Genomic DNA, 11,884 nt, shown 5'->3' with positions numbered 1-11,884 from the left:
GGACGAAGCCCGCGCCGAGCAGTTCACGGAGCAGGACCTCCATCGTCGCGCGCTGGTAGTGGATGGACGCCCCGCTTCTCCCGAGGTTGAGATCCACCCACTCCGAGGAGTGGGCCCGTCGCCGGGAGCCGTGCCCCCACCCCAACCCGGGGCGCTGGGAGCCCGGTTCCCCTCTGGTCCAGGGGATGCGGGTCGCCTTCTCCGGTGACACCTCGGTGGAGCGCGAGCTGTTGGAGGACCGGGCGCACGCGGCCGGCCTGCACGTCGCCTCCTCGGTCTCCCGGCAGACCAGTCTGCTGGTGACCAATTACCCGTCCGCGCGCACCGGCAAGGTGCGCCGGGCCCTGGAGCTGGGCACCCCGGTGATCGACGAGGAGGGTTTCACCCGGCTGCTGCGGGCCGTGGCCCCGGCGACGGGGGACTGAGGCGGTTCGGGTACCGTCGGGGGCTGTGTACCGCTTTCTGCTCTCCCGGCAGTGGGTGCTGTTGACCCTCCTGGCCGTGCTGCTCATCCCGCTGATGATCCAGGCGGGCTTCTGGCAGTTCCACCGCCACGAGGGCCGCGTCGAGCGCAACGATCTCATCGCGGGCAACCTGCACGCGGACCCGGTGCCGATGGACCGTCTCACCGCGCCCGGGCGGGAGGCCGCCGAGGAGGACCGCTACCGCGCGGTCACCGCCACCGGGGTCTTCGACACCTCCGGTGAGGTGGCGGTGCGCCAGCGCACCGACCCCGAGGGGGGGTACGGCTACTGGGTCCTCACCCCGCTGGAGCAGTCGGACGGTGTGGTGGTCCTGGTGAACCGGGGGTGGGTCCGGGCGGGCGAGACCCCGGGCGAGTTGCCGGAGATGCCCCCGCCCCCCGGGGGCGAGGTGACCGTCACCGGACGCCTGATGATCGACGAGACCACCGAGCGCACCGGCATCCGCGATCGCTCCGGTCTGCCCGAGGGCATGGTCATGATGATCAACAGCGAGCAGCGGGCGGCCGAACTGGGTCGCCCGGTGCTGGGCGGCTACCTGGAGCTGACCGGGATCGACCCGGCCCCGGCGGAGGGCACGGCGGCGCCCCGGACGCTGCCCACGCCCAATCACACCGGCATCGGGGCCCACCTGGCCTACGCCTTCCAGTGGTGGCTGTTCGCCGCCTTCGTACCGGTGGGATGGGTGATCCTGTTCCGCCGCGAGGTGCGCGACCGTCGCTCGGGGGGCTCCGGTCACTCCGCCCCCGGGAGGGGGAGGCCCGCGCCGGCCGGCCCGACCCCCGGGCCCGGTGGGGCGAACGACCGCGGCGAGGAGTCGGCCGACCGTCCGGCAGGGGCGGGACACCGGGGCTGAACCCGGCCGCGCCGCGGCGCCGTCCCGTCCCGCGGGCGGAGTGACCGGAGCCCCCCTCACTCCACCCGGTCGGCCGCGTGCCGGGTGGAGCGCACCCGGAGATCGGCCGGAAGGCGTTCCCGTCCGGTGGAGGTCCTGAGGTGTTCGAGGGCCTCGGTGCGGAATCGGCGCACCACCTCACCGGGGCGCGCACCGGCCTCCAGCACCACCCCCGCCCGCAGTCGGGAACCGCGGCGCCCACCGTCCAGGACCACGCGGGCCCGTTCCACCCCCGGGAACGACTCGATCTCCTCCGTCACCACCTCTTCCAGGGCGGCTCCGCGCAACACCGTGGCGTCGGCCCCCTCCGCCTCGTCACCGAGCGGAAGCTCCCGGCGACGACCGCGTCGGAACTGCGTCAGGGCCCACCAGGCGGTCAGCAGCACGAGCAGGGAGAGAACGCCGATCACCACGGGCCACCACCACCCCTCCCCCACCCAGCGGGTGCGGTCGGCGTCGGTCAGCAGCACGTCGTCGGGGGCCCGCGGGCTCCATCCGTCGGGCAGGGGGATTCCCCACCGGGCGGGGAGGTCCAGCGCGGCGGCCACCACGGCGGCACCGGCGCCCACGAGGAGCACCCCGATGAGTGCCAACAGCACCCGGTTGACGATCCGCATGACCTTCCCGCTTCTCCTCGGTCCGTCCTCGGGCCCCCCGGGATCGGGGGACCTCCGTCTCGTCCCCTCCGGGCCGGTCGACCCGGAGGGCTCAGCCGCCGTTCGACCGACGTACGCGCAGGTTCAGGGCCGGGCGGTGGGCGAGCGCGATGTCCTCCAGGCATTCCTCCAGGACCGATCGCAGCTCCGTGCGCACCTCCTCCGGATCCCGGAAGTGCGTCTCGGCGGTGACGCGGACCCGTCGGCGCCCCACCGCCACCCGGGCGGAGCGCACTCCCGCGACCCGAACGGCCCGGTCGCGCACGACCCGGGCGACGGCGGAGCGCTCGATCCCCACCCGGAGGTCGCGGTCCTCGCGGTGCAGCGGCAGCAGGCCGCGCATCCCGGGGGTGAGGGCGAGGACGAGCAACCACAGGCCGAGCAGGACGGCCACGGCCGCGCCCGTCAGCACCGCGGGGTCGTCCACCGGACGGGTGGCCAGTTCATCGGCCAGGCGTGTCCTCCACCCGGCCGCCGATCGACCGGCGCGCACCGCGATCACGTCGTACAGCAGGGCTCCGCAGATCACGAGCAGGACCAGCGCGGTCAGGGCCGCCGGCACCCGGCGCGCCGCCCGGAAGCGGTGGGCGCGCGGGCCGCCGGCCGAGCCGTGCTCCGGGGGGTCCTGCGGGCGGGCGTGCTTCTCCATGACCGCCGGTCCCCCGCCGGTCTCCTCCCGCTCCCTGCCGTCCACTCCGTCCCCGTCCCTTCCCGTCGGCGATCCGTCGCTTCCGCGGTCCGTCACCCGACCCGCCCGCCGTGTCCGGCGCGGCGATGGGCCGAGTGCAGACGCGCCACCACCAGGGCCACGCCGGGCACCTCCATCCCGGCGAGTTCGGCCAGGCGTTCGGTGACCCGCCGGCGGATGGCGTCGCAACGGTCGGCCAGATCGCAGGGGTAGTCCAGTTCGACCTCCACCCGCACCCGGGCCAGGCCCCCACCGCCGCCGGCGGTCGGCTGCCGACGGATCGAGACCTCCGCCCGGGGACCGGGGCGCCTCGCCACCGGCGCGACCGGCGCCGGTGGTGGCGCCGTCATGGTCGCGGTCGCCGGCGGAGCCGCGCCGGTGACGTCCCCCCGGGACTGTTCGGGCCCGCCCCGTCCCGCGCGCAGCGCCTCGCGGGCCGCCGGGCTCAGGTCGTAGCGGTGCTGCCCGGCGTGGTGCTCGACGATGTCCACGAGCTGTTCGCCGCTGTAGTCGGTGAACAGCAGGGTCCGGCTGAAGCGGGAGGACAGACCCGGGTTGGAGTTGATGAACCGCGCCATGTCGCCGGGGTAGCCGGCGGCGATGACGACCACCTCGTCGCGGTGGTCCTCCATCAGCTTCACCAGGGTGGCGATCGCCTCGCCGCCGAAGTCGTTGCTCATGCCGGGCGGCACCAGGGCGTACGCCTCGTCGATGAACAGCACCCCGCCCCGGGCGCGGAGGAACGCCTCGGTGGTCTTCGGCCCGGTGTGGCCGACGTACTCGCCGACCAGGGCGCTGCGGTCCACCTCCACCAGGTGCCCGCGCTCCAGCAGGCCCAGCGCCTTCAACAGCCGCCCGTACAGGCGGGCCACGGTCGTCTTGCCGGTGCCGGGGTTGCCGGCGAAGACCAGGTGCCGACTGAGCGGCGGCGCCGGCAGGCCGGCGTCCTGCCGCATCCGCACGGTCTGCATGAGCTTGACCATGCCGCCGACATCGCGCTTGACGCCCTCCAGGCCGACCAACTCGTCGAGCTCGGCGAGCAGGTCCTCCAGGGTCTCCGGTTCGGGTTCGGGCTCCCCGGCGCCGTCGTCGGCGTCGGCGCCCGCGGCCGTGTCCATCGCGGACCCCGTCGGGCCCGCCGGGCCGGTGCCGGGACCGGTGCCCCCGGACCCGGCCGGGCCGGCGGGGCCGCTCGGCCCGGTGGGCCCAGTGGGTGGCGCGCCCTGCCCGGGCGAGGGCAGCGTCGCCGCCTCCACCCGCAGCGCCACGCACTCCTCGAACTCCGGGCGCGCCCCCTCCGCCGAGACCACGTCCCGGGCGCAGTCCAGCACCCGGCAGCCGACGAAACGGGGTTCGGCCGCCGTCGCGACGTGCAGGGCGGGGAAGGCGCTGCCGGATATCTCGCAGCCCTCCCACCGCCCGCCGGCGGCCCGGCCGATCAGCACCCCGTTCTTGCCCGCCCCGGAGACCCGCAGGTCACGCACATCGACCTCGGCGCGTTCGCCGACCACGACGCCGCTGCCGGCGGGATCGACCACCGCGCCGCCCTCCACCCGCACCCGGGCGTCGGCGCCCACCACCACGCCGGCGCTGCCCGCGCCGACCACCCGGACGCCGGAGAGCAGGGCCCGGCCACCGGGGGCGACCTCCACACCGGCCCGGGCCGGGCCGGTGACGGTGCAGTCGTACAGGGCCCGGTCGTACGGGGCGGTGCCGCCCGGGGCCGTGTCCTCCCCGGTCCCGCCGCCCGGCAGCCGGACGCCGGTCTCCCCGCCGGTGATCCGGGCGCCCCGGAGCACCAGCCGGGCGTCCGGCCCCGAGACCTCCACCCCGCACATCGCCGGGTCGCCCAGCGTGCAGTCCACCGCCTCCAGCCGGGCCCCGTCGGACACCGCCAGGGCGTGCTCGGCGCTGTCGGTCACCCGACAGCCGCTCAGCTCCACCCGGGACCGGTCCCCGGCGTGCACGGCGCTGAAGCCGGTGGCGGCCAGGGCCGCGTCCCGGGCGGTCACCACCGCGTCGTCCAGCGCCACCAGGCCGTTGCCGCCCGGCGAGACCACCCGGCCGCCGACCAGCTCCAGCCGGGCCTCCCCGGAGACGGCCAGCGCGCTGCCGCCGGTGCGGTCGATCCGGCACTCGGTCACCCCGGCCCGGCCCGTGTGCTCCACCCGTACGCCGGAACCGCCCGCACCGTCGATCCGGCACTCCGCGACCTCGCCCCGGGCCCGGTCCTGCACCAGCACGCCGTTGCGGCCCGGGGCGTCCAGCAGGCAGTCCCGCACCAGCAGCACCGAGTCGTCCCGGGCGCGCAGCGCCGACCCGGTGGTCTCCCGGATCCGCAGTCGGCCGGCGAGCAGTCGGGCGGTGCCCGAGAGCACCACGCCGATGCCGGCGACGGTGGTGATGTCGGTGTCCTCCAGGCCCGCCCGGGCGTCACCGGCCAGGTGCACCGCCGCGTGGTGCGCGTCGCCGATCCGGCAGCGCCGCATCACCAGCACGCCGCCGGTGGTGGGGTCGAGCAGTTCGCGTTCCAGGTCGACGGCGTCGGCGGGGCCCTCGGTGGCCGGGGCCCCGGTGCCCGGGGCACCCGTGCCGGCCGCGCCGTTGGGGGAGCCCAGCACCTCCACCCGGCCGCCGGTCACCCCGCACTCCGACAGCGACAGGCCGGCCGCGTCCGCGACCCGCACCAGCGCCGCCGCCGGGTCGGTGCCGCGCAGCTCCAGGCCGTGTGCCGCGCAGGCCGGCGCCAGTACCTCCAGCGCCGGTCCCTTCGGCGGGGCGATCACCACCGAGCCGACGCCGTGCTCGGGCTCCAGCGTCACCCGCCGCTCCAGCCGCAACGACTCGGGGTAGACGCCGGGGGCGACGGAGATCACCGCGCCCGGCGGGGCGGCGGCCAGCGCGCGGGCGAGGGTGCGGTGCGCGCCCCGGCCCCGGGGGGCGACCCGCAGCCGCTCCCCGCCCTCGCGCGCGGCCGTGCCCCGCGCCGTCACGGTGTCGCTCATCGCGCCGCTCCCCGCTCCCTCGGTTCGTCCGGTTCATCCGGCCCGGCCGGGTTCCGCACCCCACCGGGCACCCGCTCGGGCCCCGGGCTCCGCCGGTCCGGCCCGCATGCCGTCCCGGGCATCATCCGACACCCCCGGCGTCCGGGGCGGACGGGGTGCGCCAGTCCGGCGGGTTCAGGTCCCGCAGCGCGCCGGTGAGGAAGAGCCCGCCGAAGGACTTCTCGGCGATCTTCCCGAGGCCGCCGACGACGAAGATGTCGAAGAATCCCTGACGGTGCCACAGTCGTCCGCCCAGGGTCTGCTGGAGGATCGTCTTGCCCAGGCCCACGGACAGGCCGCCGAGCGCGCCCGAGGCCATGCCGATGGCGCCCTCGCGCAGCGCGTCCAGGCCGCTGAGGCGCACGATGTTGCCGTTGGCGTCCCGGACGCCGAAGATCGCCGACATCGCCGCGCCGTTGATGAAGCCGGCCAGCGAGGAGGTGGCGAAGTTGACGCCGAAGTCGTAGGAGCCGGCGCGCCAGCGGGTCACCTTCTCGTTGCCCGCGAACTCGGCGGCCCAGTTGTCGTCGTTCGGCCGGCGGTGGAAGGGCTGGCCCTGGTCGGCGCTGCTCAGCCCCACCTTCCCCGGGCCCCCGCGCTTGTGGAGGTGGTGGCCGCCGGTGATCAGGGACTTGGTACCGCTGCTGACGGTCGCGCCGAACATCGCCTTCAGGACGTCCGTCCCGGTGAACTCGTGACCGTTGACACCGGCGATGATGCCGTAGACGGTCAGGTTCATCGTGAAGTCCAGCAGCCAGTCCTGGAGGAAGTCGATACCGATCGACTGCGCGCTCTTCAGCCCGAAGGATCGGTAACCCGGCACGCCCTCGGAGGTGCCGCGCCACTCCCAGCGGTTGACCTCGCGCAGCATCCGGTCCCAGCCGCGGAACTCGTTGAGGTTGCCGAGGAAGTTGCCGTCCCGGCCCGCGAGCACCAGCGGGCCCGGGCCGCCGTCGGTGGAGCGCACGTATCCGGCGATGTCCCGGCCGCCGATGACGACCGTCGGGTCGGTGGAGTCGAAGCGCAGCGCGTGCTTCTGCCACTCCTCGGAGACCAGGAAGGTGCCGTCCGGGGCCTTCTCGCGGGTGCGCACCACGATGCCGTTGTCGAACTCCCGCCACGCGCCCCGGCTGGGGTGCGTGGGGGGCGCGCCGCCCAGCTTGTCGGGGGTCGCCACGTACTCGCGCACCCGCAGCGGGGCGTCGCCGAAGGAGTCGGCGGCGGTGATCCGGGGCTGGTACGGCATCTCCTGCACGATCCACGGGGTGTTGGCGTTGGTGCGAACGGTGTCCACCCAGCGGGCGCCCGGCTGCCAGTCGAGCAGCCGGTTGCCGTTCGCGTCGTGCCAGGTGCGGATCTGGGTGCCGGGGGCTCCGGTGTCGAAGCGCAGGTCGTTGCCATGCCGGTCGATCTTGCGCCACTGCCACTCGACGCTGCCGTCGGCCTTCGTGACCCGCCATGCGTCCAGGGTGACGCCGTCGGCCAGCAGCCGGTGCTCGCGCAGCAGGTGGTGATCGTTGGGCCCGACCCGCCCGAAGTCCTGGAAGCTCTCCCGGTCCCAGGTCCACCGGTCCATGCTCCGGTCGAAGTTGACCTTCCGGACGCCGGTGAGGTTCGTGCCGTTGACGTCGGCGGACCAGGAGAACGTCATCCGGCTGCCGATCAGCGAGGGGCTGTCGAAGCCTCCGGTGCCGCGCACCGAGATGGTGCCCGCCCCGCCGTTCGGGTTCGGGAAGGTGTCGGCGCGGGCCACCGGGACGCCCTGCGGGTCGTACACGGTGTGGTCGGGGTTGCGGCCGGGGCCGGGGGCGATGTCCCGCCGGTGGGCGGCCGAGTCGGTGAGCGGGGTGGCCCGGACCTCCGGGGCGGCGCGGAAGTCGATCGTCCGGCCGTCGGTCAGGCCGATCCGGGCGGTGCGCCAGTCGGGGTCGGCGCCGCCGGTCGGGCGGTGCGGGGTGGGCGTGTACCAGTCGTCGACGCCGGCCGCGCCGGGGTACCGGTCCACCCAACGGACATCCCCGGTCACGCCGTTGGGGAGGGTCACGGCGTTGATGTCGGCGTCGGCGAAGCTCCGGTGCCCCTGGAGTCCGTTGTCCCCGTCCTTCCACGGCAGGTAGCCGTCGCGGCGGGTGGCCCCGGTGGGGAGGGTCACGTCGCCCACGGTGAGGGTGGTGCCGTGGAAGAGCTTGCGGGTGTGGCCGGTGACGGCCCCCGCGGCGGAGATGTCGAGGGTGGAGGCGTCCGAGGCGATGAACCGGGCGCCGCGCGCGGTGACGGCGCCGTCCGGCGCGGCCCTGAGGGTCAGCGAGAACGCCTGGTGCAGGCCGTCGGCCCGGGTGAGGGTGTTCCACACCCCGCCGCCGCCCAGCCAGGGGGCGGTGTTCGCCAGGGAGTTGCCGTTGATCGGCAGCATCGTGTTGCGCAACCAGGCCGGCGGGCGCTGCTCCATCAGACGCCGGCCCTCCAGGAACTCACCGCTCTTCAGGGTCTTGCCGAAGGCGTTCTCCTTGCCGTGCGCGGAGATCGTCGTCCAGTCGGGCTTGATGGTCCCGTCGTCGGTGATGACGCGCTGGAAGTAGGAGCGGTTGTCGGCGGCGGTCAGCGGGTTGAAGCGGCCGAACTTCTCGTGGACCAGCACCTTGTTGCCGGTGGCCGGGTCGAAGGCGTGGTCCCGCCAGCCGCGCCCGTGGGTGAACTCGCGGGTACCCGAGGCGATCGGCTTGAAGTCGGCGTCGAAGCGGACCCAGGTCGCCTTGTGCCCGCCCTGGAGGAAGGCGTGGGTGTGCATGTCGGCGAGGACGTGGCCGCCGTCCGGGTTCTCCCGGAAGTGCCGCACCCGCAGGTCGAACCCGTTGTGGGTCTGCACGTCGAACCAGCTGCGCGTGCTCTCGCCGAAGTGCCGCGTGCCGTGGCCCACCACGGCGCCGTTGCCGTCGATTCGCGACCAGACGCCGCGCTGGTCGAGGAGCCCGAACTCGGTGGAGGTGCTCGCCCTGTGGAAGTCCAGGACGTCGCCGCCCGGCAGGACGCGGCGTTCGAACACCTCCACCTTGCCGGCGTCCAGCAGCCGGACCCGGCCGTTCGCCAGGCCCTTGGTGTCCACGGTGCCGCCGTCGAACCAGCCGCGCGCGCCGGGGCCGGCCGGGTGGCCCGGGGTGACCCGGACCCAGGTCGGCTTCTCCCCGGCAGCCGAGGGGATGGTGATCTCGAAGTGCTCGTTGGGACGTGCCGCGTTGCCGTGCACGATGTTGATCCGCTCGAAACGGAGGTCGCCGCCGGCGTCGTAGCGGCGGAACTCCCCGGCGTGCACCCCGCCCCGGGGGTCGTTCAGCCGGAGGTCCGTGCCCTCCCGGGTGAGGGGGCCGAGGACGTTGAGGTCGCCGTCCAGGGCGCGCAGCGCGTTGGTGTCCAGGAAGAGGGAGTCGGCGCCGTCCGAGGCGCGGATCACGGTGAAGGAGGTGCCCGCGCGGACATCGGTCACCGTCAGCGTCGAACCGGCCGGCGCCGGGGTGGCGGCTCCGGCGGCGGAGCCCCCGGCGGGCGCCGGCGCGGGTGTCGCCCGCACGGTGTGCGTGAGCTGTCCCTGTGGGGTGAACAGGTCGAACTCGTGGTTCCCGTTGCCCACCCGGATGTTGCCGCCCGGGGTGCGGGTGACCCGCAGGTCGGCGATCCGGGCGAGGTTGTCGTCCAACAGGACGAGTGGGCCGTTCCCCTCGAAGGTCCGCACCAGGCCGGAGCCGGCGGCGTTCAACGGTGCCCGGTCGAGCTTCAGGCCGCCGTGGACGAAGGAGCCGTCGGAGCCGTTCAGGGTGAAGGTCCGGTTGCCGTTGTTGCTCAGGAGGTGCTGTTCGCCGTGCGGGCGGAGGGTGACGCCGGGCGACGGCGAGCCGTCCGCCGTGCGGACGGTCACCGCCCCGGGCGCGCCGCCGGGGGCCGGGACGGGGGTGAACAGGAAGGTGTCGGGGATGGGTTGTCCGTCGGCGCCGCGCGGGGTGACCACGGTGTGGGTGGGGACGCCGTTCGGGCCCACCACCAGGTGGTGGTCGCCGTGATGGACGCGCAGCGCGTGGCCGGTGTCCGGGGCGGCACCGGGGGCCCGGAGGTCCGGCGCCCCGGTTTGAAGGGTGACGGTCGCCCCCGGGATGGGGTGATACGCGGTGCCGCCGGGGGTGAGGCGCTGTGGCACGGCCTTCATCAGACCGAGATCCCCGTTGGGAGCCGTGGTGATGTAGTGGCCGGCCGGGGCGAGGGCGGGGCCGCCGTCGGGGTGGCGCAGGGACAGGGCGTGGTACCTCAGGCTGCCGTCCCCGTTGTAGCGGGTGAAGTCACCGGTGGTGGTGTCGGTGATGTGCCACTTGCCGTCCACCCGGGTGACGTTGAGGTTCGGCATCTCCGTACCCGGGCCGATGTGCGCGGTCGCGGGGGGCGGGGTGGCGCGGGCGGTGTCCGGCGGGACGAACAGGTGGCTCGCGGTGCCGGCGGCGACGCGGTTCTCCAGGGTGATCGCGTTGTGGGTGTGTCGGCCGTTGGCGTCGACGACCACGTGTCGCAGTCCGGTGTCGATGCGGAAGCCGCCCTGGGCGAGGTCCGTGTGCCGGATGATCGTGGCGCCGATCTGTGCCTCGAACACCGTGCGGTTCGCGTTGGCCTGTATCAGGCCGAGGTCGCCGTTGGGGGCGGTGGTGAGGTAGTGGTCGCCCAAGGGGTGGGTGGGGCCGCCGTCGGGGTTGCGCAGGGCGAGCGCGTCGTACCGCACGGTCCCGTCGTCGGTGTACCGGGTGAAGTTGCCCGTGGTGGTGTCGGTGACGTGCCAGTGGCCGTCGTGTCGGGTGACGGCGGTGTTCGGTACCGGGGTGCCGAGGTCGTTCCGGGCGATGGCGTTCGTGGGGGTGCCGGTGACGTTCGACGGGGTGAACAGGTGCGTCCCGGTGGGTGCCCCGTCGGCACCGCGCAGGGTGATGGCGTTGTGGATGTGCCGGCCGTCGCCGTCAACCACCAGGTGGTGGTCGCCGGTCCCGATCCGCGTCGTGCCCGGCTCCATGCCGGTCTGGGGCGTGATGGTCGCCCGTTGAGAGGTGAGGGACGGCACGGGGGCGCCGTCGCCGCGGAGCAGGCCGAGGGTTCCGTCGGGGGTGGTGGTGAGGTAGTGGTTGGCCAGCGGGTGGGCGGGGCCGTGCAGTTGTAGGGACGTGGCGCTGTACCGCAGGTCACCGGTGGTGGTGTGGAGGGTGAAGTTGCCGGTGGTGGGGTCGGTGATCCGCAGTTCGGCGCCACCCGGCAGGAGCGAGACGTTCCCGGTGGTGACGGTCCCGCCGCCCGCGTGGGTCACCCCCTCGGGCGCGCCGGCGCCGTCCAGCCGCAGGGTGATCTGTACCGGGGTGCCGGTGCCGTCGGTCAGCGTCACCCGCTGGATGCCGGTGTCGACCGGGTTCCCGTCCGCTCCGATGGTCCACTGCCGGGTGGCGTTCGGTCCGAGCTCCTCGGTGATCCGGACCACGGGGCTGTCCCCGGTGCCCACCTCGACCCGCAGGGGGTGGCCGCCGGTACCGGGGGTCGCGGTGGAGACGGAGCCGTCGAAGGTCACCCGGCCGCCGGTACCACCGGGGATCGTGAAGTCGAAGGGCTGGATCGCCGGGGTCCCGCTCGCCGGGGCGGAGGACACGTTGCGCACCATGAAGACCTGGACGCCCTGGTCGATGCCCATCCGCTGCATCAGGAAGCGGTGCCATGCGGGGTCGTTGCCGAACAGGCGGTTGAGGGCCGCGAGGGCGTTGACGGCGTCCTTGTCGCCGGAGGACTTGGGGGGCGGGGAGAGCGCGAGATCGTCCGGGGAGCCCTCTCCGCGCGGAACGAGGGCGGACGGCGGGTCGTCGAGACGTGCCGGCGGCCCGGGGGGAGCGACGCCGTCGGCGGCCGGTCGCGGAGCGACGGGGGTGTGCGCCACGGGGGACTCCGGGCGCGGGGCCGGCGGCGCGTGGCCGGCGGGGGCGTCCGGCCGTGCGGTGACCGGGGCGGGGCCGGCGGCGGAGACGGGGCCGGCTCCCTCGGGGCGCAGGCCGGCCGGTGGGAGGGGAGCCGTACCGGCGGTGGAGACCACCGGGATCCGGGCGGGGTTGACG

5 protein-coding genes and 1 pseudogene are annotated in these 11,884 nt (G+C 74.8%); 2 read left to right on the top strand and 4 right to left on the bottom strand.

Going from position 1 to position 11,884, the window contains the following annotated elements:
* Positions 1 to 59: 59 nt before the first annotated feature.
* Together FOE67_RS05880 and FOE67_RS05875 are read left to right on the top strand one after the other, a co-directional pair.
* Positions 60 to 425, top strand: a pseudogene (locus FOE67_RS05880) (BRCT domain-containing protein); the annotation flags it as partial.
* 25 nt (positions 426 to 450) lie between these two features.
* Complete coding sequence (locus FOE67_RS05875) at positions 451 to 1,338, top strand: SURF1 family cytochrome oxidase biogenesis protein (protein WP_182661157.1); 888 nt, start codon at positions 451 to 453, stop codon at positions 1,336 to 1,338.
* 56 nt (positions 1,339 to 1,394) lie between these two features.
* Here the strand turns inward: FOE67_RS05875 and amaP are convergent, their stop codons facing one another.
* The 4 genes from amaP to FOE67_RS05855 all read right to left on the bottom strand — a co-directional run bounded on the left by amaP (position 1,395) and on the right by FOE67_RS05855 (position 11,709).
* Complete coding sequence (amaP, locus tag FOE67_RS05870) at positions 1,395 to 1,994, bottom strand: alkaline shock response membrane anchor protein AmaP (RefSeq protein ID WP_182661155.1); 600 nt, start codon at positions 1,992 to 1,994, stop codon at positions 1,395 to 1,397.
* Positions 1,995 to 2,085: 91 nt separating this feature from the next.
* The gene (locus FOE67_RS05865; RefSeq protein ID WP_182661153.1) at positions 2,086 to 2,727 is read right to left on the bottom strand and encodes a DUF6286 domain-containing protein; all 642 of its coding nucleotides are present in this window, start codon (positions 2,725 to 2,727) and stop codon (positions 2,086 to 2,088) included.
* A 47-nt stretch (positions 2,728 to 2,774) separates the two neighbouring features.
* A complete protein-coding gene (locus FOE67_RS05860) occupies positions 2,775 to 5,726 on the bottom strand; it encodes a right-handed parallel beta-helix repeat-containing protein (RefSeq protein WP_182661151.1) in 2,952 nt (983 codons plus the stop codon).
* Positions 5,727 to 5,847: 121 nt separating this feature from the next.
* On the bottom strand, positions 5,848 to 11,709 hold the full coding sequence (locus tag FOE67_RS05855) for a hypothetical protein (RefSeq protein ID WP_228473589.1): 5,862 nt from the start codon (positions 11,707 to 11,709) through the stop codon (positions 5,848 to 5,850).
* Positions 11,710 to 11,884: the final 175 nt, after the last annotated feature.

It is taken from the genome of Streptomyces calidiresistens, from assembly GCF_014141525.1.
Classification (GTDB): domain Bacteria; phylum Actinomycetota; class Actinomycetes; order Streptomycetales; family Streptomycetaceae; genus Streptomyces; species Streptomyces calidiresistens.
This window is presented reverse-complemented; position numbering and strand designations above follow the sequence as displayed.